Origin of the sequence: Rhodococcus sp. IEGM 1307 (assembly GCF_030056915.1) — a bacterium.
Taxonomy (GTDB): Bacteria; Actinomycetota; Actinomycetes; order Mycobacteriales; family Mycobacteriaceae; genus Rhodococcus_F; species Rhodococcus_F opacus_D.
The window spans coordinates 365,568-390,288 of record NZ_JASHKW010000008.1; the positions used below are offsets into that span (position 1 = coordinate 365,568).

Here is a 24,721-nt window from a genome sequence, read left to right on the forward strand (position 1 = left end):
TGTGGCTGACGAACCGAGTTTTCTCGACAGGCAGCGGGCAGCGCGCCCCTGGTTCGACCATCTGATGCGGGCCGCAGAGCGGTACCAGCAGCAGAAGGGCGACTACTACGCGGCGGGAATCACGTATTTCAGTGTGCTCGCACTGATTCCGATCCTGATGGTCGCGTTCGCCATCGCGGGTTTCGTCCTCGCCGGGCAGCCGGAGTTGCTGCAGGAGCTGCAGGACAGCATCACCAAGAACGTTCCCGGAAGTCTGGGTGACACGCTCAACACGGTCATCGATTCGGCGATCGCGTCCCGTGCCAGCGTGGGTGTTCTCGGTCTGCTCGGTGCCGCGTACGCGGGACTCGGGTGGATGGCGAACCTGCGCGACGCGCTGACGGCGATGTGGGAGAGCCAGCGCGAGTCGAAGGGATTCGTGCGTACCAAGCTGGGCGACGCGGCCGCGCTGCTCGGGCTGGGTCTGGCGATGGTGGTCTCCCTCGGATCCTCCGCGCTGAGTAGCGGTCCCGTGGCCCGAACGGTGGTCGAGGTGCTGAACCTCGACGACGTTCCCGGGATCGACGCCGGGTTGCGCGCACTGTCGACCGTGGTGTCGCTTCTCGCGACGTGGGCGGTGTTCGCCTGGGTGATCGCCCGACTGCCCCGCGAACCCGTCACGTTCCGCAGTGCGCTCAAGGCGGCGCTGCTCGCGGCCGTGGTGTTCGAGATCTTCAAGCAGGTCGGTGCCATCTACCTCTCGGCGGTCACCGCGGGTCCCGCCGGTGTGGCGTTCGGTCCGATCATCGGTCTGCTCGTGTTCATCTACCTGACGTGCCGGATGCTGCTCTTCTCGACGGCGTGGGCCGCGACCACCCGCGCCAGCCTCGCGCTCGCCTTTGTGCCGCCGCCGGATCCGGCCGTCATCAACCCCCGGATCGAGGTGCACGAGGGGCCGGGTGTGCGTGGAGGACTCGCCCTGGTGGGTGTGGGCGCCGCCGCGGCGCTCGGGTTGTCCGGACTGTTGACCCGCAGCAAGCGCTGAGCCGGGCGCCGGTTTTCGTCAGCGCCTGCGGGACAGCCGACGCGCGCAGAGCACCAGCATGAGGACGACGGCCGCCCCCACGATCCCGACACCTGCCCGCAGGGCGAGTGTGTTGTCGGGGTGGTCGGAACCCGACGCGACGACGGAACTCGTCGCGGCGGCCGAATCCTGTTGCGGCGGTGCGGCAAGTACCGCGGCGGAACCGGTGTCGGCCGGATGCAGGTCCTCGAGGGATCCCACCTGGGCGTCGCGGTCGAGGGCGAAACCGTAATCCAGCAGTCGTGCCGCCTGCTCCCACGGCCGGATCGGCTGGGCTTCGGCGCCCATCAACGTCACCATCAGGCGGCGACCGTCGTGATCGGCGCCGCCGACATAGGTGTGGCGGGCGTCGTCGGTGAACCCGGTCTTGCCGCCCAGTGCGCCGTCGTAGTTGTAGAGCAGCTGATTGTCGTTGGCCAGTGCGAACGGGGGCCGGTCCTGATCGTCCGGAATCGCCGGATCCTTCGGGAAACCCGGGAACTGCACCGTCTCGGTGGAGATCAGCTCCGCGAACGTCGGGTTCTTCATCGCGGTGTGGAAGATGAGCGCGAGGTCGAATGGGGAGCTGCTCATGCCGGGGCCGTCGAGCCCCGACGGGGTCGCGGTCCTCGTGTCGTGCGCGCCGAGGGTGTCGGCGAGGTGGTTCATCTTGTCGACCGTGGCGGCGTCGCCGCCGAGTTGCCGGGCGAGGAGGTGGGCGGCGTCGTTCCCCGAGGCCATCACCAGGCCCTGCATCAGCTGCCGGTTCGTGTACTGACCGTTCTTGCCGATCCCGACGGCGCTGCCCTCCACCGCGGCGTCCTCCGCGGTGGCGGTCACGGTCTTGTCGAGATCCAGTTCGCCCAGCGCCACGAGAGCCAGCAGCATCTTGATGGTGCTCGCGGGCCGGTAGCGGCCGTGCGGGTCCTTCGCCGCGAGCACGGCTCCGGTGTCGATGTCCGCGACCACCCAGCCGGACGCCGCGATGTCGGCGGGCAGCGCCGGCGCCTCGTCGGGAAGGATCACCCCGCACTCGGCCAGCTTCGGTCCGCCCACCGGCTCTTCGGGCACCGATACGGCGCTCGGTGTCGGATCACCCGGCTGGGGTACCTCCGACAGGTCGATCGCAGGCGCGGGGGCCGACCGGTTGGGGCAGTTGTCGGTGTTCGGGGTGGCGAACGGTGTGGAGGTGGGGGAGGAGGGCGCCGCGGGCGGAATCGCCCCGGCAGCACTCACCGAGAGTCCGGCCAGCAGGGTTCCGGACACGACCGCGGTACACACTCGACGCCACATCATCGAAGAGGCAGCGTATGCGACGACCGGTCGACTTCCGAAAACGGACACGTGTCGACACGATTTCGTGACGTCCACGCGACCGTTCCGGAAGACGAACGTCGGATCAGATGAAACCCATGCCCCGGACGGCGTCGCGTTCGGATTCGAGTTCCGCGACCGACGCGTCGATCCGCTTCCGCGAGAAGTCGTCGATCTGCAGCCCGTCCACGATCTGCCACGACCCGTCGACCGAGCGAACCGGGAACGAGCTCACCAGTCCCTCCGGCACGCCGTAGGCGCCGGTGGAGGGCAGCGCCACGGACGTCCAATCGTGGTCGGGGGTGCCGAGCACCCAGTCGTGGACGTGATCGATCGCGGCGTTGGCGGCGGAGGCCGCGGAGGATGCGCCGCGAGCCTCGATGATCGCGCTGCCACGGTTCGCGACCGTGGGAATGAAGTCGCGGGTGAGCCATTCGCGGTCGGCGGCGAACTCGGCACCGGACCGCTCACCGACCCGCGCATGGACGATGTCGGGGTACTGGGTGCTGGAGTGGTTGCCCCAGATCGCGACGCGGCTGATGTCCTTCACCGCGGCGCCCGAGTGCCGTGCCAGCTGGGCGATCGCGCGGTTGTGGTCGAGCCGGGTCAACGCCGTGAAGCGCTCCGCCGGGATGTCGGGGGCGTTGTTCGCGGCGACCAGCGCGTTGGTGTTCGCCGGGTTGCCCACGACCAACACCCGGACTCCGTCCGCGGCAACCTGGTTGAGCGCGCGACCCTGCACGGTGAAGATCTGCCCGTTCGCGGCGAGGAGGTCGCCTCGCTCCATGCCCTTGGACCGGGGACGCGATCCGATGAGGAGCGCCACGTCGGTGCCGTCGAAGCCCCGCTTCGGGTCGTCGTGGACCTCGATGTCGCGGAGCAGAGGGAAGGCGCTGTCGTCGAGCTCCATCGCGGTGCCCTCGGCGGCGGACACTGCCGACGGAATCTCCAAGAGCCGCAGCCGGATCGGGATGTCGGGCCCGAGCATCTCGCCCGCGGCGATCCGGAACAGCGCCGCGTAGCCGATGCTGCCTGCCGCTCCGGTGACCGTGACCACTGCGGGAGTGGGCGACTGCGCCATGGGTGAACCTCACTGTCCGTCGGGAGCATCTGTTCTCGACAGTAGCGCGGAGATGTCACCGTGGGACCGCTCGGACAGTGAGGTTGGACACGACGCAGGGCGCCCCCGACCGGTGCGGTCGGGGGCGCCCTGGAACGTGCTCGGCAGACCTGGGGTCAGCGTGCGAACAGCAGCGCGCGCTTGACTTCCTGGATCGCCTTCGTCACCTGGATGCCACGGGGGCACGCGTCGGTGCAGTTGAACGTGGTCCGGCAACGCCAGACGCCGTCCTTGTCGTTGAGGATGTCGAGACGCTCCGACGCACCCTCGTCACGGCTGTCGAAGATGAAGCGGTGAGCGTTGACGATGGCGGCCGGACCGAAGTAGCTGCCGTCGCTCCAGTACACCGGGCACGACGTGGTGCAGCAGGCACACAGGATGCACTTGGTGGTGTCGTCGAAACGTGCCCGGTCGTGCTGCGACTGGATGCGCTCACGGGTGGGCTCGTTGCCGGTGGTGATGAGGAACGGCTTCACGGCGCGGAACGCGTCGAAGAAGGGCTCCATGTCGACGACGAGGTCCTTCTCCACCGGCAGGCCCTTGATGGGCTCGACGGTGATCGTGACCGGCTTGCCGTCCTTGGGCAGCATGTCCTTCATGAGGAGCTTGCAGGCCAGACGGTTGACGCCGTTGATCCGCATCGCGTCCGAACCGCACACGCCGTGGGCGCAACTGCGACGGAACGTGAGGGTGCCGTCGAGGTAGCCCTTCACGTACAGGAGCAGGTTCAGCATGCGGTCCGTCGGCAGAGCCGGAACCTGGAAGCTGTCCCAGTGCTGGCCCTCGCCGGACTCCGGGTTCATCCGCGCGATCTTGAGGGTGACCATGACGGCGCCCTCGGGAACGGGAGGGAGATCCGCCTTGTTCTCGCTCTTGTCGACTGCAGGTGCGCTCATCAGTACTTACGCTCCATCGGCTCGTAACGGGTCTGGACTACCGGCTTGTAGTCGAGACGGATGTCGGAGAGCAGGCCGTCGCCCTCCTTGTATGCCATCGTGTGCTTCATGTACTCGGCGTCGTTGCGGTCCGGGTAGTCCTCACGGGCGTGGCCGCCGCGCGACTCCTTGCGGTTCAGCGCGCCGACGACGGTGACCTCCGCCATCTCGAGGAGGAAGCCGAGCTCGACGGCCTCGAGCAGGTCGCTGTTGTAGCGCTTGCCCTTGTCCTGCACCGTGATGTGGTTGTAGCGCTCCTTGAGTGCCCGCACGTCCTTGAGCGCCTGGGTGAGGCGCTCTTCGGTACGGAACACCGAGGCGTTGTTGTCCATCGACTGCTGCAGCTCGCTGCGGATGTCCGCGACACGCTCGTGACCGTGGTCCGACAGGATGGTGGCCATCCAGTCGTCGACCATCTTCTCGGGCGCCTCGGGCATGTCGACGAACTCGCTGTTGTTGGCGTGCTCGGCGGCGGCGATGCCGGCGCGGCGTCCGAAGACGTTGATGTCGAGCAGCGAGTTGGTGCCGAGACGGTTCGCGCCGTGGACGGAGACGCAGGCGCACTCGCCGGCGGCGTACAGGCCCTGGACGATCTCGTCGTTGTTGCGCAGGACCTCACCGTTGATCCGGGTGGGGATGCCGCCCATGACGTAGTGGCAGGTGGGGTACACCGGCACCGGTTCCTTCACCGGGTCCACACCGAGGTAGGTGCGGGAGAACTCCATGATGTCGGGGAGCTTCTCGTCGAGGACTTCCTCGGGGATGTGGGTCACGTCGATGTAGACGTAATCCTTGTTCGGTCCCGCGCCGCGTCCCTCGAGGACCTCGAGGACCATCGACCGCGCGACGATGTCGCGGGGTGCGAGGTCCTTGATGGTGGGGGCGTAGCGCTCCATGAACCGTTCGCCGTCGGCGTTGCGGAGGATGCCGCCCTCACCGCGCACGGCCTCGGAGATGAGGATGCCGAGCCCGGCCAGGCCTGTGGGGTGGAACTGGTGGAATTCCATGTCCTCCAGCGGAAGGCCCTTGCGGAAGATGATGCCCATGCCGTCACCGGTGAGGGTGTGCGCGTTGGACGTCGTCTTGTACATGCGTCCCGAGCCGCCGGTGGCGAACACGATGGACTTCGCGTGGAAGACGTGGATCTCGCCGGTGGCCAGCTCGTAGGCGATGACGCCGGTGGCGACGGGGCCGTTCTCCGTCTCGGTGATCGCGATGTCGAGGGCGTAGAACTCGTTGAAGAACTCGACGTCGTGCTTGACGCAGTTCTGGTAGAGCGTCTGCAGGATCATGTGACCGGTGCGGTCCGCGGCATAACATGCGCGGCGCACGGGGGCCTTACCGTGATCGCGGGTGTGACCACCGAAACGACGCTGGTCGATCTTGCCCTCGGGCGTGCGGTTGAACGGCAGACCCATCTTCTCGAGGTCGAGCACCGCGTCGATGGCCTCCTTGGCCATGATCTCGACGGCGTCCTGGTCGGCGAGGTAGTCGCCGCCCTTGACCGTGTCGAAGGTGTGCCACTCCCAGTTGTCTTCCTCCACGTTCGCCAGCGCGGCACACATGCCGCCCTGGGCCGCGCCGGTGTGGCTGCGGGTGGGGTAGAGCTTGGTCAGTACCGCGGTGCGGGCGCGGGGACCGGCCTCGATCGCTGCGCGCATGCCGGCGCCGCCGGCGCCGACGATGACCACGTCATAACGGTGTTCCTGCATGAAGTCTGTGCTCCCCTAGCTCGCCGAGATATTGGGGTCGAAGGTGAAGATGACGTACGTGCCGAGGCCCATGATCAGGATCATCGAGAGAACGAGGATCGTGGTCAGCCAGAAGCGCGTGGAGTCCTTGCGGGAGTAGTCCGCGATGACCGTGCGGAGTCCGTTTCCGCCGTGCAGCTGGGCAAGCCACAGCATGGTGAGGTCCCAGAACTGCCAGAACGGGCTGGACCAGCGGCCTGCGACGAACGCGAAGTTGATGCGGTGCACACCGTCGTCGAGCATCAGCATGATGAAGAGGTGGCCGAGCACGAGGAAGATCAGTGCGAGTCCGGAGAACCGCATGAACAGCCAGGCGTACAGCTCGAAGTTGTTCTTCGAGGTCCGGCGCGGAGAGCGCGGGTTGTCCAGGCTGGCGGGACGGTCGTAGGTCTTGCCGAGACTCTTGGCTTCTGTCGTCATGTCAGTGCCCCGCAAACATGTTGTAGAAGATGCGGCCGGCGCCCGGGATCATCACCAGGAACCAGATCGCGAGGATTACCCAGAGCATCAGGCGCTGGTACTGCGGTCCCTTGGACCAGAAGTCCACCAGCATCACCCGGACGCCGTTCAGTGCGTGGTACAGCACCGCGGCGACGAGCGCGAGCTCCATGAGCCCGACGATCGGGTTCTTGTAGGTCTCGATGACACTGTCGTACGTGTCGGGATTCACGCGCACCAGCGCGGTATCCAGCACGTGCACGAATAGGAAGAAGAACGTCATTACGCCTGTGATCCGGTGCAAAACCCAGGACCACATTCCGGGGTCGCCCCGGTAAAGCGACCGTGTGCGCTCCTTGGCCGGAGCGGCTTCAGTCGTAGTACTCATCGAGTGCTGTGCCTCCAACGTCATTGGTGGACGTGTCGAGTCTGCGCAGCGTTGCGGACATACCACAACTGGGGACCCGACGTGATCCTGAACCGACTTCTCTGAACTCTAAACCCAACGGAAACGGGGGAACTAATTCGAGTCGGGGTTCGTACGCCCCCGCAAATGAAGTTAGGTTTGCCTCTCCAATGCGAATTGGGTCGTCCCGGGTGAATCTCTGCATCCATTCAGCCCACGTGATTGGATGGGGAACCATGGTCGAGATCGATTGGAAACTGTTGCGCGCCAACGCGCATGAGGTGATGGGCCGGGCCTACGCGCCCTACTCGGGCTTCGCGGTGGGGGCGGCGGCACTGGTGGACGATGGACGAATCGTCGTCGGATGCAATGTGGAAAATGTCTCATACGGTTTGGGGCTCTGCGCCGAGTGCGTACTGGTCGGTAACTTATTTGCGGGCGGCGGCGGCCGATTAATCGCCTTCACCTGCTGTGACGCGAGTGGCGACATACTCATGCCGTGCGGACGCTGCCGGCAGATTCTCTTCGAGCACGGCGGCCCCGGACTGCTCGTCGACCACCGGGCCGGCGTGCGCCCATTGGAACAGCTGCTGCCGGACGCTTTCGGTCCGGAGGAGAAGGGGAGAATCAGCCATGCATGACGCTTCGTCGATCATCGCCGCCAAGCGCGACGGCAGGGAACTGTCCGGTGCAGAGATCGACTGGGTGGTCGAGGCATTCACCCGGGGGGTCGTGGCCGACGAGCAGATGTCGGCGCTGGCCATGGCGATCTACTTCCGCGGGATGACGCGCGAGGAGGTGAGCCGCTGGACCACGGCGATGATCTCGTCCGGTCGACGCCTCGACTTCACCCACCTCGGCCGCCCCACCGTGGACAAGCACTCGACGGGTGGTGTGGGCGACAAGATCACGCTCCCGCTCGCACCGCTGGTCGCGGCATGCGGCGCCGCGGTGCCGCAACTGTCGGGACGCGGGCTCGGTCACACCGGCGGAACCCTCGACAAGCTCGAGTCGATCCCTGGCTGGCGCGCCGACCTCGACACCTCCGAGATGGCCGAGATCCTGTCCGACCCCGCCGTCGGAGCCGTCGTCTGCGCCGCCGGCGCAGACCTGGCGCCGGCGGACCGGCGGTTGTACGCGCTCCGCGACGTCACCGGGACGGTCGAATCGATCCCCCTGATCGCCAGCTCGATCATGAGCAAGAAGATCGCCGAGGGCACCGGCGCGCTCGTGCTCGACGTCAAGGTCGGGTCGGGCGCGTTCATGAAGAAGCTCGACGACGCGCGGGAGCTCGCGCAGACGATGGTCGACCTCGGGAACGACGCCGGAGTGCGGACGATGGCGTTGCTCACGGCGATGGACGCGCCCCTCGGCCACACCGCGGGCAACGCACTCGAGGTCCGGGAATCGCTGGAGGTGCTGGCCGGAGGCGGCCCATCCGACGTCGTGGAACTGACGCTCGAGCTCGCGCGAGAAATGTTGAAGGCAGCCGGAATCGACGGAGTCGACCCCGCCGACAAACTGCGCGACGGGTCCGCCATGGACCGCTGGCGGAGGATGATCGCCGCCCAGGGCGGCGACCCCGACGCGCCGCTGCCGACGGCCAGGCACACCGAGGTGCTGCTCTCCGAGTCGGACGGGGTGGTGTGCGGTCTCGACGCCATGGCGGTCGGGCTCGCCGCATGGCGGCTCGGCGCCGGTCGGGCGCGACAGGGCGAGCCGGTGCAGGCGGGGGCGGGCATCGAGTTGCACGCGAAACCGGGGGAGACGGTGTCGGTGGGCACCCCGCTCGTCACGCTGCACACCGACACGCCCGAACGGTTCGCCGCGGCGAAAGCCGCACTTTCCGAAGCCTGGACCGTCATGGCCGACGCGCCGTCGGTGACCACGCCGCTCGTCATCGAGCGGATAGAGGATCCCTCACGCTAACGTCGACGCATGACCGCACTGGATCTGTCGGCCCTGCGCCGAGCGCCGAAGGTGTTGCTGCACGACCATCTCGACGGAGGTCTCCGGCCCGAGACGGTTCTCGAACTCGCCCGCGACTGCGGCTACGACGCGCTGCCCGCCGACACCGCGCCCGCGCTGGCCACGTGGTTCCGGGAGGCCGCCGACAGCGGTTCGCTCGAGAGATACCTCGAGACGTTCGCCCACACGGTCGCGGTCATGCAGACATCCGTCGGGCTCGAACGCGTCGCCCGTGAATGCGCCGAGGACCTCGCCGACGACGGCGTGGTCTACGCCGAGGTCAGGTTCGCCCCGGAGCAGCACCTCGAGGAGGGGCTGACCCTGGACGAGGTGGTGGAAAAGGTCCTGCTGGGATTCGAGGCAGGGGAGTCGGCGGCGGAGGTGCGCGGCCAGAACATCCGGATCGGCGTACTGCTCACCGCGATGCGGCACGCGGCGCGCTCCCGGGAGATCGCGGAACTGGCGATCCGGTTCCGGGACCGCGGCGTCGTCGGCTTCGACATCGCCGGTGCCGAGGCCGGGAATCCGCCCAGCCGCCACCTCGACGCCTTCGAGTACATGCGGGGCAGCAATGCACACTTCACCATTCACGCGGGTGAGGCGTTCGGTCTGCCGTCCATCCACGAGGCCATCGCGTTCTGTGGCACGGACCGCCTCGGGCACGGGGTCCGGATCACCGACGACATCACGATCGGCGACGACGGCGTCCCGGTGCTGGGCGCGCTCGCGAACTATGTGCGGGACAAGAGGATTCCCCTGGAACTGTGTCCCAGTTCCAATGTTCAGACCGGGGCCGTGGACGCGCTCGAGAATCATCCGTTCGACCTGCTCGCCCGGCTGCGGTTCCGGGTGACCGTCAACACCGACAACCGGCTGATGAGCGACACCAGCATGAGCCAGGAGATGCTCCGCCTCGTCGAGACGTTCGGTTACGGCTGGACGGATCTCGAGCGCTACACCATCAACGCCATGAAATCGGCCTTCATCCCGTTCGATCAGCGGTTGCAGCTGATCGACGAGGTGATCAAGCCGGGATTCGCCGTGCTGGTGGGCTGAGCGCCCCGAGGGCGGGCGCTCAGACCTTCCGCAGGCGGGCCTCGAACTCCCGCTCGAGCGTCCGCCACGCCTCCGCCTCGGCGTCGAACGGTGCGCTGGGCGCCATCCGCGTCGGATCCGGGTTGAGGACGAAGGAGACGTACCAGCCCAGCGGCTCGGACGTCGCGAGTGCGGTCTCCACCGAATCGTCGTCGGCGAAATCGGCTGCATCGGTGAACAATTCGACGGCAAGGTCGAGCTGGTCCGCGTCGACGGACTCCGGACCGGCGGCCAGGTCATCGGCGAGACCGGGGAGGACGTACACGTTCTCGTCGGTGACCTCGACCTCGAGCGATCCGTCGACGGCCGCCACCTGGATCTCCTCGTACGTGCTCACCTGCGCGAGGGCGTGCTCGTGGTTGTCGGCGAGGTAGCGGGCCAGCGCGCGTTCGGACGTGAAGACGAAGATCGCGCCGTCACGCCCGAGGAAGAGCGCATCGTCGTCGAGGTAGCAGCGGAGCGTGAAGTAGGTCTCCCCGGACGTGATGATCTTGACGGGATCGACACCCACCGCACCCCAGAACGAGTCGTCCTCCTCCTCGTCCTCGGTGTCGAGATCGAGCGCGACGAACTCCTCGTCTTCCTCCGCCTCTTCGGCCACGTCGTCCACGTCGACGGTGTTCTCGTCGGCGGCCACCAGTTCGGCCTCGGCGACGGCTACCGCCTCGGCATCCACCTCGGGGGTGGCGACGATGTTGTCGACGGCGTCGAGGACGTCATCCCAGCCCTTCGCGATGGCGGTGCCGATCTGGGCCCACAGCTCCTCGCCCTCGCGGCCCTCGAATGCGCTGGCGCCTGCGGGCAGCGCGCCGAGGATGGGGTTCGCGTTGAAGAATTTGGTGACCGCGTCCAGTTCGCAGACCTCACCGATGTTGCGCACCATGTTGAGCGTGTCTTCGAGTTCGCTCACGACGAGAGCCTCGGGGTCACTCGCCGCCAGCTCCGGCACCCCGATCAGATCGAAGCAGAAGTTCTCGTCGGGTTCGAGTTCGGCGGCGGACAGCCCGGACACCACACTCCAGGCGGGGTGCTCGACGAGATCGTTGTCGGTGTTCGTGCGGATGAAGGCAGCGAGTTCTGCCACTGATTCGAACCCGTAGAGGTCTTCCTCGTGACCAAGGAATGCTTCCCACTCGTCGTCGCCCTCACGCCACCGTGGTGCCCACAGTGTCACGAGGTCGCCGTCGGTGAGACCGAGTTCGATCGGGACGATGTCTCCAGCCATGGCGCGAAGCCTATCGACCCCGCGGCCAAAGTTATACCCGGGCTGTGTGCGGAGCGTTTCCGGTGCCCGTCGCCGCCGTGTCGCGGCGGCCGCGACCGAGTCGGCCGAACGGGGCGACCGGCGCGTATCGGAGCCCTACCGTGACTTTCGCTGTGCGTCGAGTCGTTCGAGGAGGGTGCATGTTCCGGATCGGCAATGTGACGGTCACACCCTCCCGAACCCGTCCTGCAGCGTCGTCATGACCCGGGTGCGTTGTTCGGTGGCGAGCCGGGCGGCCTCTTGCGTGGTGCTCGTGATCATCGTCGCGAGTGTTCGGGCGTCGAGCGTCGAGATGGAGTCGTCCATCCAGAGACCGGTCAGCGTGCCGTTCCCGTCGACCTCGGCGGTGACCTGATCGGACTCGCTCGACGCGCGCGCCTTGATCGCCTGCAGCCCGGCGAGGGCCTCCTCGAGCAGATTCACCTGTTCGGTGGCCCGCCCGACGATCGCATCCATATCGTGTTCGCTCACAGTGGTCGCATCCAGCTCGTCGGGGTGGGTTCTTCCTCGTCCTCGATCGCCTGCGCGGCGGCGACGTCGGTGCGGGTGGGCAGACCGAGCTGGTCGAGGATCTCGGCGGGCATGCCGTCGCGGGCGAGTTCGTCGCGTCGCCGCGCCCCGGCCTCCATGGCCGAGCGCCTGCAGAGCGTCAGGATCTCGTCAGCGAGCCGCTGGCCGCCGTACCGAAGCTCGCGCGGATCGATGCGGAGTTCGAGCGGCAGGCCCTGCTCGGTGGTCCGGACCGAGACGGTGCCGGAGCGGTTGCTCACTGCGGCCGTGGTGCCGGCCGGGGGTGGGGTGGGGGGAAACATGATTCCTGTCATTCCGTGGGTCGGTAGAAGCCGTAGAAGCCCATGCCGCTGTTGCTGGTTCGGATCGGACCGACCTGCACGGGATCACCGGCCTCGACGAGCTGGCCGTTGCCGATCACCATCGCCACGTGGCCGTCCCAGACGGCGAGGTCGCCGGGCATGAGGTCGCCCGGGTCGACCGCGGTGCCGACGTTCTGCTCCTGCGCCAGACGCGGAAGACCCACGCCCGCTTCGCCGTACGCCCACTGCGTCAGCCCGCTGCAGTCGAGGCCCTCGCCGGGGGACGTCCCGCCCCAGACATACGGGACGCCCTGCTGCGACAGGGCGTTGCGGACGGCGTCCGCCGCCTCCTTGTTGGGGGCGACGGCGGTGCTGCCGTCGGGCAGGACCACCTCCACGCCCTCGCCGTCGCGTGCGGAGTCCGAGGTGGACGGCCCGTGACCGGTATCTCCGGACCTGCCGGTGAGGGAATCCGCGCGGGATCCGCCCGAGCCGCGTCCGCCCGACGAGCGCGCGGCCGGAGCGGCGATGCTGGTCAGGCCCGACATCGGTGACGCGCCGGAGGAACTCGCGAACCCGGAGGCCGCGCGGCTCACCGCGTCGGAGCCCGCGGGTGCGACGGGGGCCGCGGAGGCGGGCACCGTGCTCGCCGCGGACGTGCTCGCGGGGGCGGTGGCGGCGGGCGCGGCCGGGATGTCTTCGGCCGGTGTGAGGGCGACCATCCGGCCGGTCTGCTCGCCGAGTTCGGCCCGCACCTTCGCGACCACCGCGGTGGCCCTGCCGAGGTGGTCGAGTGCCGCCGCGATGATCATCGCCTGACCGGGCGGGGTGGCCAGGGCGGGTCCGGCCGCGACCGCGAGGGAGATGAACGACTGCAGGATCTCCTCCAGTTGGACCATTCCGGCCCGGACGATCTCGGAGGCCTCGGCGACGACGGCAGCCATGTCGTTGCCGCGATCGGAGACCGCGACCGTCGCCCGCTGCGCCTCTTCGGTCTTCACGATCGCACCCGTGCCACCCCTGCCCTGCCAGTCGCCGTAGACGGAGCTGATGCCGGTGCGCCCGGTGTCGTGGACGGCGTCGATGGCGACCGAGGACGCGCGCAGGGCGTCGGCCGGTCCGCCGACGGGAAGGACGCCGCTGCCGAACGCCCCGAGCAGATCGAGGATCGGGCGGGTGAGGAGATCGAAGGGGATCACGGTCAGGCCTCCAGCCCGACCGCATTCGCGGCGAGCGCGGCCGTGGTGGCGGCCTCGGTGCCCTCGTACGCGGCGGCGTTCGCGAGGGCGGTGGCGCTGATCCCGCCGAGCACGCCGGACAGTTTCTCGATGGAAGCCAGGTGCGCGGCGTGCGCCGTGGCGAACGCGGCGACGAAATCGCCGCCGATCACCCCGAAGACCGGTCCGAGCAGGAGCGGCCCCGCGGCGGCGGCCCCGAGACCTGCGGCCTGCATCTGCGCTGACATGGTCGCGGCCGTGGCCGCGAACTCGGCGATACTCGCGGTATCCGCCCTCAAGTCGTTCATCGTCATCCCCCCAGTCGGATTTGATACCGGTCACCATATTGGACGCAGGTGAGTCCGAATCGGTTCCACCCCCGATACGCCGAGAATCGCTCTCCTGCGAAATCTCGCCCCGCGCCCCCTTATTCTTCGAACATGAACACGCACGTCGTCGACCACCCACTCGCAGCGGTCCTCCTGACAGCGATGCGCGATGCGCGCAGCGACAATGCCACATTTCGGGCCGCCTTGCGACGGCTGACACACATGTTGGTGTACGAGGCGATGCGCGAGGCTCCGGTCGAGACGTTCGACGTGGTCACGCCCATCGCCACGACCGACGGGGTGCGGCTCACCCATCCGCCGTTGCTCGTTCCCGTCCTGCGCGCCGGACTGGGCATGGTCGAGCAGGCCAGCAGCCTGATCCCGCAGGCGCGAGTCGGTTTCGTCGGCATGGCCCGGGACGAGGAGACGCATCTGCCGGTGCCGTACCTCGAGTCGCTCCCCGCGGATCTGTTCGGGATCCCGGTGTACGTTCTCGACCCGATGCTCGCGACCGGCGGTTCGATGGTGCACACGATCGAGTTGCTCGTCGCCCGCGGCGCCACGGACGTCACCGCCGTGTGCGTCGTCGCGGCGCCCGAAGGTGTTGCCGCCCTCTCGGCGTCGGGTCATCCCGTGCGACTCGTCACCGCCGCGGTCGACGAGGGGCTCAACGAGGACGCGTTCATCGTCCCCGGCCTCGGCGACGCCGGGGACCGTCAGTTCGGGCCGCGCTGACTCCTCGGCTACAGGGCTTCGGCGAACTCGCGCAACAGGTTCAACCGGGACGCGGCACTCTCGCGGGCCGCGGGTAGCGCCGATCGATCGGGCACCGGGACAACGACCTCCAGGTAGCACTTGAGCTTGGGTTCGGTACCCGAGGGACGCACGACCATCCGGACAGTGGACCCCGCGAGTACGACCGCGTCGGTGCGGGACTGCCCCCGCAGTTCCGCCAGATCCGTGGCCTCGACGGGTTCGCCGGCCAGTTCGGCAGGCAGTTCCGACCGCAGGCGTCGCATCATCGCGGTGATGTCCGCGAGGTCGGTGACTCGTCGCGACACCTGGTCTCCGGCGTGCAATCCGAATTCGAGCGCGTAGTCGTCCAGCCTGTCGCGGAGTGTCGACCCCTCTGCCCGCAGCGTCGCGGCGAGGTCGGCGGCCACCACCGCGGCGGAGATACCGTCCTTGTCGCGCACCGACTCCGGGTCGACGCAGTGACCGATCGCTTCCTCGTACGCGTACACGAGACCCTCGCCGGCCCGCACGAGCCACTTGAAGCCGGTGAGGGTGCGGGCGAAGCGGGCGCCGCGGGCCTCGGCGAGCTTTCCGAGGAGGGCGGACGAGACGATCGTCGTCGCGACGAGCGAATCGGCCGGGGCGGACGCGAGGACGTGCTCGCCGAGCAGGACGCCCGTCTCGTCGCCGCGGAGCATCCGCCAGCCGTCCGGCCCGCGCACGCCGACCGCGCATCGGTCGGCGTCGGGGTCGAGGGCCAGCGCGATGTCGGCGCCGACGTCCGCGGCGAGAGCGAGGACGGCATCGGAGGCGCCGGGCTCCTCGGGATTGGGGAATTCGACGGTCGGGAAGTCCGGGTCCGGGTCGAACTGTGCGGCGACGCTGTGGACGTCGGTGAATCCGGCGGATTTCAGTGCGGTGACTGCGGTCTCGCCGCCGACGCCGTGCATGGCGGTAAGCGCGATACGCAGTGTCCGCGACCGTGCCGTCGGCAGGGACGCGACCCGGTCGACGTAGAGGTCGAGGAGTTCCTCGGACGCCGGTGTCACCGGGGTGCGCGGCACGAGGTTCGCGGGCCCGACCCGGGTGATCGATGCTTCGATCTCCCGGTCGGACGGGGAGATCAACTGGGCGCCGCCGTCGAGGTAGACCTTGTACCCGTTGTCGGCGGCGGGGTTGTGGGAGGCGGTGATCTGCACGCCGGCCGCGGCGCGGAGGCGGCGGACAGCGAACGCGACGATCGGCGTGGGGAGCGGGCGGGGGAGGAGGACGACCGAGAATCCTGCGGCCGCCAGCACTTCCGCGGCGGCGACGGCGAACTTCTCGGATCCGTGCCGCGCGTCGCGCCCGACGACGACGGTGGAGCCGCCCAGGCACCGGTCTTTCAGCCACGCGCTCAGCCCGGCCGTCGTGCGGATCACCACGGCGAGATTCATGCCGTTCGGGCCTGCCCGCACCGGCCCGCGCAGACCCGCGGTCCCGAAACTCAGCGGAGCGGCGAACCGGTCGGCGAGCTCGTCGGCGCAGAGATTCGCGAGTTCCGCCCGGGTTTCGGGGTCGGGATCGGCGTCGATCCAGTCCGCGATCGGAACGCTCACAAGCGTTCCACCAGTTCTCGCAGCAGACCGCCCATGCGGTCGGCGGACGCCCGGCCCGCGGCGAGGACCTCCTCGTGGTTCAGGTGCTCGCCGGTGATACCGGCCGCGAGATTCGTCACCATCGAGATCCCGAGGACGCGGGCGCCCAGCGCCCGCGCCGCGATCGTTTCGTGGACGGTGGACATGCCGACGAGGTCCGCACCGATCGTCCGCAGCATGCGGATCTCGGCGGGGGTCTCGTAGTGCGGACCCGGCAGACCGGCGTAGACGCCTTCGGTCAGCGACCCGTCGATGTCGCGGGCGAGGGCCCGCAGTTCGGGGTCGTACGCGTCGACGAGGTCCACGAACTCCGCGCCCACGAGAGGTGACCGGGCCGTGAGGTTCAGGTGATCGCTGATCAGCACGGGCTGGCCGACGGTGAAGTCCTCGCGGATTCCCCCGGCGGCGTTCGTCAAGATGACGGTCGTCGCTCCCGCGGCGATGGCCGTGCGTACCGGGTGGACGACGGACGGCAGGGGATGGCCCTCGTAGGCGTGGGTGCGGCCGAGGAGGACGAGGACCCGTGTGCCGCCCACGTCCACGGAACGGATCGTCCCGGCGTGACCCGCGGCGGCCGGCGGTGTGAATCCCGGTAGATCGGCCATCGGGACGGTGCAGAGTGATTCGCCGAACCGGTCGGCGGCGGCATTCCACCCCGATCCGAGGACGACGGCGATCGAGTGTTCGGCGCAGTTCGTGTGTGCGGCGAGCGCGGCGGCCGCGGCGTCTGGCGTTCCCATGAGGCGATAGTCTTCCACTCATGCCCTATCTCGATCGCGACGGCGACGTATTCATCCTGTACCTCGGCAACGAGGGCGAGACGGACAACGAGAACCGCTTCCATCCGGACTGGATCGACGCCACCCATGCCGCGCTGGACGAGGTGGAAGCCCACGAGGGTCCCGCCGCACTGGTCACGACCGCGACGGGCAAGTTCTTCACGAACGGCCTGGACACCACGTGGATCTTCGCGAACACGGACAAGCTCCCCGAATATCTCGACCGCGTACACACGATCTACAGCCGCCTCCTCGCGTTCCCGATGGCCACCGTCGCCGCCGTTCAGGGGCACAGTTTCGGTGCCGGCGCGATGCTCGCCACGTCGCACGACTTCCGGGTGATGCGCGCCGACCGCGGGTTCTACTGTCTCCCCGAGGTGTCGCTGAACATGCCGTTCACCGTGGGGATGTCGGCGCTCCTGAACACCCGTCTGCCCAAGCAGACCGCGGTCGAGGCGATGACGACGGGCCGCCGCTTCGGCGGCTCCGACGCGCTCGCCGCGGGCATCGTCGACGAGATCGCGGACGGCGACGGCGTCCTCGCGGCCGCCGTGACACGGGCCGCCGCACTCACCGCCACCCGCGGCGCCAACCTCGCCGGGATCAAGCGCGGAATCCATCACGACGCCCTCGCCGCGCTCGCCACGGTGACGGACAAGAGCAACTTCAGCTTCGGGTGAGAGAATGAGCACGTGAATGCGGATGTCGAGGCGGCGGTCAGGTCAATCGAGACCGATCTGATCGCGCTGTCCCATTCGATCCACAGCGAACCGGAACTGGCGTTCGAGGAGTTCCGGAGCGTCGCGAAGATCACCGAACTGCTCAAACGCAGCGGGTTCGACGTGCGGTCGGGCATCGCGGACCTGCCAACGGCGTTCGACGCCACGTTCGGCAGCGGCGACCTCGTCATCGGTATCTGCGCCGAGTACGACGCGCTCCCGGAGATCGGTCACGCGTGCGGGCACAACATCATCGCGGCGTCCGCGGTCGGTGCCGGCGTCGCGCTCGCCACGGTCGCCGACCGGCTGGGGATCACGGTGCGGGTCATCGGGACGCCCGCGGAGGAGAGCGGCGGGGGAAAGATCGCCATGCTAGAGAAGGGCGTCTTCGACGATGTCGCGGCCGCCCTGATGGTGCATCCGGGTCCGATCGACATCACCGGAGCGACGTCGCTCGCGCTGGCCGACATCGCGGTCACGTTCACCGGCCGCGAAGCGCACGCGTCGGCCGCACCGGAGTTCGGGCGCAACGCCGCCGACGCCGCGACCGTCGCCCAGGTCGGGATCGGCCTGCTGCGCCAACACCTCTCGCCGGGGCAGCAGATCCACGGGATCGTCTCCGACGGCGGCACCGCGCCCAACATCGTTCCTGCACGCTCCGAAATGCTGTACTACCTGCGCGCCGAGACGGCGTGGGCGTTGTCCGAGCTGACGACACGCGCGGAGGCGTGTTTCGCGGCGGGCGCCCTCGCCACCGGGTGCACACACGAGATCCGCACCGTGTCGCCGACGTACACGGAACTGACGCCGGACCCGTGGCTGGTCGCGACGTACCGGGAGCAGATCATCGACATGGGACGGACACCGCTGCCGCTCGAGTGGGAGGGCGTCCGTCCGCTGGGCAGCACCGACATGGGCAACGTCACCAACGTCCTGCCCGGAATTCATCCGGTCATCGGCCTCGATTCGGACGGCGCGGTGACGCATCAGCCTCGGTTCGCGGCGGCATGCATCACCGAGTCCGCCGACCGCGCCGTGATCGACGGAGCGATTGCGCTGGCTCGCACGGCAGTTCGCGCGGCAACGGACGACACACAGCGGGTGCGGTTGTTGGAAGGAGTTGATCGCCGGTGAACGCGGCAGTCGACAAATGGATTCTCGCTCACACCGACGAACTCTCTCAGTGGCGTCGCCACATCCACGCCAATCCCGAACTCGCGCGACACGAATACGCGACGACGGAATTCGTGGCGACCCGGCTGGCCGCGGCCGGTCTGTCGCCCGAACTGCTGCCCGGCGGAACGGGCCTCACGTGTGATCTCGGACCGTCGAACGGTCCCCGCGTCGCGTTGCGCGCCGACATCGACGCCCTCCCGTTGCAGGAACTGACCGGCGCCACGTACTCGTCGACGGTGCCGGGCGTGTCGCACGCGTGCGGCCACGACGCCCACACCACCATCCTCCTGGGAACCGGTCTGGCGCTCAGCGAGATCCCCGACCTCCCGGTGGGTGTCCGGTTGATCTTCCAGCCCGCCGAGGAGGTCATGCCCGGCGGTGCGCTCGAGGTCGTCGCCGCCGGACGGCTCGAGGGGGTGTCGCGGATCTTCGCCCTCCACTGCGATCCGCGGCTCGCGGCCGGGCGGGTCGGGGTGCGGCTCGGTGCGATCACGTCCGCGGCCGACACGATCGAGGTGGTGCTCGACTCGCCGGGCGGACACACGTCGCGTCCGCACCTGACCACCGACCTCGTGTTCGCGCTGGGTACGGTCGTGACCGGGTTGCCGGGCATGCTCAGCAGACGGATCGACCCGCGCACGGGCACCGTGATGGTGTGGGGCGCCGTGAGCGCAGGCCGGGCACCCAACGCCATTCCGCAGACCGGCATGATGACCGGCACCGTGCGGACCGGCGATCACGAGACGTGGGAGATGCTCGAGCCACTGGTCCGGGAGATCGTCCACGGTCTGCTCGCGCCCACCGGGGTGCGGTACCAGCTCAACTACCGCCGCGGCGTTCCGCCCGTCGTCAACGACGAGGTGTCGACGCGCATGTTCGAGGACGCCATCCGCACGGTCGGCCCGGACGCCCTCGCCGACACGCCGCAGTCCGGCGGCGGCGAGGACTTCTCCTGGTATCTCGAAGAGGTTCCCGGTGCGATGGCCCGGCTCGGCGTCTGGTCGGGCGTCGGCGAGCAACTCGACATCCACCAGCCCACGTTCGATCTGGACGAGCGGGCGCTGGGCATCGGGGTCCGGGTGCTGTCGAGCCTCGTGCTGGGCTGAGGCGCGGCGCCAGGCGGTTCTATTCGGTGCCCGGTCCGACGTTGCGGCTGTTGCGGGTGCGCAGGTCGCGCACATAGTCGGAGGGGGCCCCGGCGATCTCTGCGGCGTCGGCCATCACCCCGAGGTAGCGGGCGGACGGCAGGCCGCCCTCGTACGCGTCGAGCACGTACAACCAGGCGAGAACGGGTTCGCCCTCGGTGTCGACGCGGACGCGGATCTTGCGGTGGATGCCAAGTTCGGAGCCCTCCCATCGGTCGAGGCTGACCTCGTCCTCCTCGGGGACGTCGTAGAGCACGACGAACACCTTGGAATCGGGGTCCTCGACCACGGTGGCGAGTGCGCCCTCCCAGCCGATGTCCCCGCCACTGAACGTCAGTCGCCAGCCGTGCAGCCAGCCCGTCCCCGCCATCGGCGAGTGTGGGCAGCGCTGCAACATCTGCTCGGGATGCATGTTGGACCCGTAGGCGGCATAGATCGACACGGCGGCAAGCCTAAACGGTGGCTAGTAATCTGTTGCATGCAGTGCACGACACGACGCGCTGCGATCGCAGAAAAAGCCGGCCGGAGACCCCGGTCGACAGTTGAATTGGAGGACAGATGACCCGAATCGTGATCATTGGTGGCGGGCCTGCCGGATACGAGGCAGCGCTGGTGGCCGCACAGCACGGCGCCTCCGTCTCCTTGATCGATTCGGACGGGGTGGGCGGCGCCTGCGTTCTGTTCGACTGCGTTCCGTCCAAGACCTTCATCGCCTCCACCGGCGTGCGCACCGACATGCGGCGCGCCACCGACCTGGGCATTGCGCTCGATCCCGAGCAGGCCACGGTCGCGCTGCCGCAGATCCACGCCCGCGTGAAGAGCCTTGCGCAGGCGCAGTCCTCCGACATCCGCACCCGCCTGCAGACGGTGGGTGTCGAACTGCTGTCGGGCACCGCCGAGATCACCGACCCACGACTGGGCATGGCGTCCCACCAGGTGTGTGCCTCGCTCGAGAACGGCGAGAAGAAGACACTCGACGCGGACGTCGTCCTCATCGCCACCGGTGCGAGCCCCCGGGTGATCCCCGGGGCGGAGCCGGACGGCGAGCGCATCCTGACGTGGCGCGACCTTTACGACCTCGACGAGCTGCCCACGCACCTCGTCGTCGTCGGTTCCGGTGTGACCGGCGCCGAGTTCGTGTCCGCCTACACCGAGATGGGCGTCAAGGTCACGCTGGTGTCCAGCCGCGACCGCGTCCTGCCCGGTGAGGACGCCGACGCCGCCCTCGTGCTCGAGGATGTCCTCGCGGAACGCGGCGTCACCCTGGTCAAGCACGCCAGGGCCGATGCCGTGAAGCGCACCGAGGACGGCATCGTCGTCGTGCTCGCGGACGGCCGGACGGTCGAGGGCAGCCACGCCCTGATGACCGTCGGTTCGGTTCCCAACACCCAGGGGCTCGGACTGGAGAAGGTCGGCATCGAGCTCGACAAAGGCGGATACCTGCGCGTGGACCGTGTGTCGCGGACGCCGGTGTCCGGGATCTACGCCGCGGGTGACTGCACCGGACTGCTGCCGCTGGCGTCCGTCGCCGCCATGCAGGGCCGCATCGCGATGTACCACGCGCTCGGTGAGGGCGTGAGCCCCATCAAGCTGAAGACCGTGGCCTCGGCCGTGTTCACCCGCCCCGAGATCGCCACCGTGGGCGTCAGCCAGGCCGCGATCGACGACGGCGAGGTGCCTGCCCGTACGGTCATGCTCCCGCTCAACACCAACCCGCGCGCCAAGATGTCCGGTCTGCGCCGCGGCTTCGTGAAGATCTTCTGCCGTCCGGCCACCGGTGTGGTCATCGGCGGCGTGGTGGTCGCCCCCAGCGGGTCGGAGCTGATCCTGCCCATCGCCATCGCCGTGCAGAACAACCTCACCGTCAACGACCTCGCCGCGACGTTCTCGGTGTACCCGTCGCTGACCGGGTCGATCACCGAGGCGGCACGCCAGCTGATGCGGCACGACGACCTGGACTGATCCCGAAGTGTGGGATAGGCATTTCACATAGTGGCTCCTCCGGTGAGATAGTCGAGGCACGGTTCGAAATCATCGACCCGTGCCTCGGCGCTCTCCCGCCCCGCAGACCCAGGACGGACAGGGTGTTCCTCACCTGATCCCTGCTTTGACGTGCCTCCTGGGAGTCGACATGCCGCAATCACTTGCCCGCCGCATGGATGGTCTGCACAGCTCCGCCATCCGTGACCTTCTCACCCTCACCGCCCGGCCCGACGTGGTCAGCCTCGCGGGCGGGCTTCCCGACCCCGAATTCATTCCGCGGGAACGGATCCGGAAGGAAGCCGAACTCGCGCTCACGGATCCGGCGTCCGTCCAGTACGGCGAGACCACCGGGCTGCGCCGGCTCCGCGACGTGCTCGCCGCACGGGAGGGTGCCAAGATCGGCCGGCCGCTGGGCGCCGCCGACGTCGTCGTCACCCACGGCTCGCAGCAGGCCCTGAGCCTGCTCGCGCAGGTGCTGCTCGATCCCGGCGACGTCGTGATCGTCGAGGAACCCGCCTACACCGGAGCGCTCCAGGTGTTCCGGGCCGCCGAAGCCGACGTCCGGTCCGTCGCACTCGACGCCGACGGGATGGACACCGCCGCCCTGCAGGGCATGCTCGAGGACGGACTGCGGCCTGCCGTGGTCCACACGGTGAGCAACTTCCACAACCCTCGCGGCGTCGTCCTGACGCCCGGCCGCCGGGAACACCTGGCCGCACTGGCCGACCGCTACGGGTTCTGGGTGATCGAGGACGACCCGTACGGCGAACTCTTCTTCGACGGACCACCGCCCGCGCCCGTCGCGGCGCTGTCGGACCGGGTGATCCGGCTGTCCAGCGCGTCGAAGATCCTGGCGCCGGCGCTGCGGGTCGGGTGGCTGCACGGCGACCGGCGGGTGTGCGAGGCCGTCGAGCTGCTCAAGCAGGGCGCGGACCTCTGCGGGTCGTCGCTGACGCACCAGATTGCCGCCGGACTGCTGTCGGACGAGCCGTGGCTGGACCTGCACCTGGAGACGCTGCGGGCCCGCTACGGGTCCCGGGCCCGGGCGCTCGCGGACGGCGTCACCTCGACGTTCGGCGACCGCGTCCGCGTGTCCTCGGCGGCGGGCGGGATGTTCTGCTGGACCGAGTTCACGGACGCGGACCTCGACACGGCGGCACTGCTGCAGACCGCCGTGGACCACGGCGTCGCCTTCGTCCCCGGATCGGCTTTCGGCGTCGCCGCGGAGCACCGGAGCGCTGTGCGGCTGTGCTTCGCGACCTGCTCGGAGGACGTGCTGGCGGGTGCGGTGGCGAGACTCGGCGACGCGTACACCGCTCACGCCCAGTCGTAGGTCCGTTCGACCGCCTTGTTCCACTCGGCGTAGAGCCGGGTGGACTCGGCCTCGTCCATCGCGGGTTCCCACGTCTTGTCCACGGCCCAGTTCGCGCGGATGTCGTCCTCGCTCTCCCAGAAACCGACGGCCAGCCCCGCGGCGTACGCGGCGCCCAGCGCCGTCGTCTCGTTGACGACGGGACGGATGACGGGCACGGCGAGAATGTCGGACTGGAACTGCATGAGGGTCTCATTGACGACCATGCCACCGTCCACCTTGAGGGAGGCGAGTTCGACGCCCGAATCGGCGCGCATCGCCTCGATCACCTCGCGGGTCTGATACGCGGTGGCCTCGAGGGCGGCCCTGGCGAGGTGGCCCTTGTTCACAAACCGGGTGAGCCCGACGATGGCCCCGCGGGCGTCGGGCCGCCAGCGCGGAGCGAACAATCCGGAGAACGCGGGCACGAAGTAGGCGCCCCCGTTGTCGTCGACCGACTTGGCCAGATCCTCGATGTCCTTGGCGGACTCGATGATTCCCAGGTTGTCGCGCAACCACTGCACCAGTGAGCCGGTGACGGCCACGGATCCCTCGAGCGCGTAGACGGCCGGCGCGTCACCGATCTTGTAGCAGACGGTGGTGAGGAGGCCGTGCTTGCTGTGCACGGGAGTAGTCCCCGTGTTGAGCAGCAGGAAGTTCCCCGTTCCGTACGTGTTCTTCGCTTCGCCCTCCGACAGGCAGGCCTGACCGAACGTGGCGGCCTGCTGATCGCCAAGCATTCCGGCCACCGGCACACCGGGCAGCGTCCCGTGAGGGCGTCCGACGCCGTAGACCTCGGAGGAGCTGCGGATCTCGGGCAGCATCGACATCGGGATACCGAAATCGGCGCAGATCCCCGGATCCCAGTCGAGGGTCTCGAGATTCATCAGCAGGGTGCGGGAGGCATTGGTGACATCCGTCACGTGGGTGCCCTCGGTGATGTGCCACAGAATCCAGCTGTCGATCGTGCCGAAGCAGAGCTCACCCGCGTCCGCCTTCTCCCGGGCGCCGTCGACGTTGTCCAGAATCCACCGGACCTTCGGCCCCGAGAAATACGTGGACAGCGGCAGCCCGGTGCGCTTCTGGTACCGGCCGGGGCCCTCGTCGCCGCCGAGTTCCGTGCACAGTTCGTCGGTGCGCGTGTCCTGCCAGACGATGGCGTTGTACACGGGTTCTCCGGTGTTGCGGTCCCACACGACCGCCGTCTCCCGCTGATTGGTGATGCCGATCGCGGCGATGTCGCGTTTGGTGAGATCGGCCTTCGCGAGCGCGGACGCCACCACTTCGCGGGTGTTGATCCACAGCTGTTTCGGGTCGTGCTCCACCCAGCCTGCGCGCGGAAAGAACTGCTCGTGTTCCTTCTGGGCGACGCTGACCACGGCGCCGTCGTGATCGAAGATCATGCAGCGGCTGGAGGTGGTGCCCTGGTCTATCGCGGCGATGTACTGAATCACACGCATGAAGCTACTAGCCTGGCAGAGAATCCGTCGTCATCTCACAGGAGC

25 protein-coding genes are annotated in these 24,721 nt (G+C 68.6%); 10 read left to right on the top strand and 15 right to left on the bottom strand.

What is annotated here, in order from left to right:
- Window position 1 precedes the first annotated feature (1 nt).
- Window positions 2-1,024: an inner membrane protein YhjD gene (gene yhjD / locus QM841_RS18470; protein WP_283333060.1), complete on the top strand. Its 1,023-nt coding sequence runs from the start codon at window positions 2-4 to the stop codon at window positions 1,022-1,024.
- An 18-nt stretch (window positions 1,025-1,042) separates the two neighbouring features.
- On the opposite strand, the gene QM841_RS18475 is transcribed toward yhjD, so the two are convergent.
- The 6 genes from QM841_RS18475 to sdhC all read right to left on the bottom strand — a co-directional run bounded on the left by QM841_RS18475 (window position 1,043) and on the right by sdhC (window position 6,988).
- Entirely contained in the window at window positions 1,043-2,323 is a 1,281-nt protein-coding gene (locus QM841_RS18475; protein WP_283333028.1) for a D-alanyl-D-alanine carboxypeptidase family protein, read from the bottom strand.
- Window positions 2,324-2,441: 118 nt separating this feature from the next.
- Window positions 2,442-3,437: a malate dehydrogenase gene (locus QM841_RS18480; RefSeq protein WP_283333029.1), complete on the bottom strand. Its 996-nt coding sequence runs from the start codon at window positions 3,435-3,437 to the stop codon at window positions 2,442-2,444.
- Between the two features lie 155 nt (window positions 3,438-3,592).
- On the bottom strand, window positions 3,593-4,372 hold the full coding sequence (locus QM841_RS18485; RefSeq protein WP_141475391.1) for a succinate dehydrogenase iron-sulfur subunit: 780 nt from the start codon (window positions 4,370-4,372) through the stop codon (window positions 3,593-3,595).
- On the bottom strand, window positions 4,372-6,123 hold the full coding sequence (gene sdhA, locus QM841_RS18490) for a succinate dehydrogenase flavoprotein subunit (protein WP_005256984.1): 1,752 nt from the start codon (window positions 6,121-6,123) through the stop codon (window positions 4,372-4,374). The genes QM841_RS18485 and sdhA overlap by 1 nt, the downstream gene beginning before the upstream one ends.
- A gap of 15 nt (window positions 6,124-6,138) precedes the next feature.
- The gene (locus tag QM841_RS18495; protein WP_005239887.1) at window positions 6,139-6,582 is read right to left on the bottom strand and encodes a succinate dehydrogenase hydrophobic membrane anchor subunit; all 444 of its coding nucleotides are present in this window, start codon (window positions 6,580-6,582) and stop codon (window positions 6,139-6,141) included.
- Between the two features lies 1 nt (window position 6,583).
- Window positions 6,584-6,988: a succinate dehydrogenase, cytochrome b556 subunit gene (sdhC, locus tag QM841_RS18500; RefSeq protein ID WP_005239889.1), complete on the bottom strand. Its 405-nt coding sequence runs from the start codon at window positions 6,986-6,988 to the stop codon at window positions 6,584-6,586.
- A gap of 254 nt (window positions 6,989-7,242) precedes the next feature.
- Here sdhC and QM841_RS18505 point away from each other — a divergent pair, with 254 nt between their 5' ends.
- Genes QM841_RS18505 through QM841_RS18515 form a run of 3 tightly spaced genes read left to right on the top strand, consistent with a single transcriptional unit; the run spans window position 7,243 to window position 10,030 of the window.
- A complete protein-coding gene (locus QM841_RS18505) occupies window positions 7,243-7,647 on the top strand; it encodes a cytidine deaminase (protein WP_283333030.1) in 405 nt (134 codons plus the stop codon).
- Window positions 7,640-8,935, top strand: a complete 1,296-nt coding sequence (locus QM841_RS18510; protein ID WP_283333031.1) for a thymidine phosphorylase — start codon at window positions 7,640-7,642, stop codon at window positions 8,933-8,935. The genes QM841_RS18505 and QM841_RS18510 overlap by 8 nt, the downstream gene beginning before the upstream one ends.
- Before the next feature lie 9 nt (window positions 8,936-8,944).
- A complete protein-coding gene (locus tag QM841_RS18515; protein ID WP_283333032.1) occupies window positions 8,945-10,030 on the top strand; it encodes an adenosine deaminase in 1,086 nt (361 codons plus the stop codon).
- A 19-nt stretch (window positions 10,031-10,049) separates the two neighbouring features.
- Here the strand turns inward: QM841_RS18515 and QM841_RS18520 are convergent, their stop codons facing one another.
- The 5 genes from QM841_RS18520 to QM841_RS18540 form a co-directional block, all read right to left on the bottom strand.
- On the bottom strand, window positions 10,050-11,294 hold the full coding sequence (locus QM841_RS18520) for a SatS C-terminal domain-containing protein (protein ID WP_283333033.1): 1,245 nt from the start codon (window positions 11,292-11,294) through the stop codon (window positions 10,050-10,052).
- A 204-nt stretch (window positions 11,295-11,498) separates the two neighbouring features.
- A complete protein-coding gene (locus QM841_RS18525) occupies window positions 11,499-11,804 on the bottom strand; it encodes a YbaB/EbfC family nucleoid-associated protein (protein WP_105420508.1) in 306 nt (101 codons plus the stop codon).
- On the bottom strand, window positions 11,801-12,145 hold the full coding sequence (locus tag QM841_RS18530; RefSeq protein WP_283333034.1) for a hypothetical protein: 345 nt from the start codon (window positions 12,143-12,145) through the stop codon (window positions 11,801-11,803). The genes QM841_RS18525 and QM841_RS18530 overlap by 4 nt, the downstream gene beginning before the upstream one ends.
- 8 nt (window positions 12,146-12,153) lie before the next feature.
- A complete protein-coding gene (locus QM841_RS18535; RefSeq protein ID WP_283333035.1) occupies window positions 12,154-13,344 on the bottom strand; it encodes a C40 family peptidase in 1,191 nt (396 codons plus the stop codon).
- Window positions 13,345-13,346: 2 nt separating this feature from the next.
- Entirely contained in the window at window positions 13,347-13,670 is a 324-nt protein-coding gene (locus QM841_RS18540) for a type VII secretion target (RefSeq protein WP_283333036.1), read from the bottom strand.
- A 132-nt stretch (window positions 13,671-13,802) separates the two neighbouring features.
- Between QM841_RS18540 and upp the strand changes: the two genes are divergently transcribed.
- The gene (gene upp / locus QM841_RS18545) at window positions 13,803-14,426 is read left to right on the top strand and encodes a uracil phosphoribosyltransferase (protein ID WP_283333037.1); all 624 of its coding nucleotides are present in this window, start codon (window positions 13,803-13,805) and stop codon (window positions 14,424-14,426) included.
- Between the two features lie 8 nt (window positions 14,427-14,434).
- Here upp and QM841_RS18550 read toward each other — a convergent pair whose 3' ends face one another.
- Together QM841_RS18550 and QM841_RS18555 are read right to left on the bottom strand one after the other, a co-directional pair.
- Window positions 14,435-16,024, bottom strand: coding sequence for a phospho-sugar mutase (locus tag QM841_RS18550; protein ID WP_283333038.1), 1,590 nt, complete (start codon window positions 16,022-16,024; stop codon window positions 14,435-14,437).
- A complete protein-coding gene (locus QM841_RS18555) occupies window positions 16,021-16,803 on the bottom strand; it encodes a purine-nucleoside phosphorylase (RefSeq protein WP_283333039.1) in 783 nt (260 codons plus the stop codon). Before QM841_RS18555 ends, QM841_RS18550 begins: the two co-directional genes overlap by 4 nt.
- A gap of 20 nt (window positions 16,804-16,823) precedes the next feature.
- Between QM841_RS18555 and QM841_RS18560 the strand changes: the two genes are divergently transcribed.
- From QM841_RS18560 to QM841_RS18570, 3 genes are read left to right on the top strand one after another with little or no spacing between them, the layout of a single operon-like run.
- Window positions 16,824-17,522 (top strand): enoyl-CoA hydratase/isomerase family protein, encoded by a 699-nt coding sequence (locus QM841_RS18560; protein ID WP_280782707.1) that lies wholly within the window; start codon window positions 16,824-16,826, stop codon window positions 17,520-17,522.
- Between the two features lie 12 nt (window positions 17,523-17,534).
- Window positions 17,535-18,695: a M20 family metallopeptidase gene (locus tag QM841_RS18565; RefSeq protein WP_011598215.1), complete on the top strand. Its 1,161-nt coding sequence runs from the start codon at window positions 17,535-17,537 to the stop codon at window positions 18,693-18,695.
- Window positions 18,692-19,843 (top strand): M20 family metallopeptidase, encoded by a 1,152-nt coding sequence (locus QM841_RS18570; RefSeq protein ID WP_283333040.1) that lies wholly within the window; start codon window positions 18,692-18,694, stop codon window positions 19,841-19,843. The genes QM841_RS18565 and QM841_RS18570 overlap by 4 nt, the downstream gene beginning before the upstream one ends.
- Window positions 19,844-19,862: 19 nt before the next feature.
- Here QM841_RS18570 and QM841_RS18575 read toward each other — a convergent pair whose 3' ends face one another.
- Window positions 19,863-20,324: a gamma-glutamylcyclotransferase family protein gene (locus QM841_RS18575; RefSeq protein WP_005239924.1), complete on the bottom strand. Its 462-nt coding sequence runs from the start codon at window positions 20,322-20,324 to the stop codon at window positions 19,863-19,865.
- A gap of 116 nt (window positions 20,325-20,440) precedes the next feature.
- Here QM841_RS18575 and QM841_RS18580 point away from each other — a divergent pair, with 116 nt between their 5' ends.
- Window positions 20,441-21,844 carry an NAD(P)H-quinone dehydrogenase gene (locus QM841_RS18580; RefSeq protein ID WP_283333041.1) on the top strand — a complete coding sequence of 468 codons (1,404 nt, stop codon included), beginning with the start codon at window positions 20,441-20,443 and terminating at the stop codon, window positions 21,842-21,844.
- Window positions 21,845-22,013: 169 nt separating this feature from the next.
- Window positions 22,014-23,198: an aminotransferase-like domain-containing protein gene (locus tag QM841_RS18585; RefSeq protein ID WP_280782710.1), complete on the top strand. Its 1,185-nt coding sequence runs from the start codon at window positions 22,014-22,016 to the stop codon at window positions 23,196-23,198.
- Here QM841_RS18585 and glpK read toward each other — a convergent pair.
- Entirely contained in the window at window positions 23,183-24,676 is a 1,494-nt protein-coding gene (gene glpK / locus QM841_RS18590; RefSeq protein ID WP_283333042.1) for a glycerol kinase GlpK, read from the bottom strand. The two genes, QM841_RS18585 and glpK, sit on opposite strands and share 16 nt — an antisense overlap.
- Between the last annotated feature and the right edge of the window lie 45 nt (window positions 24,677-24,721).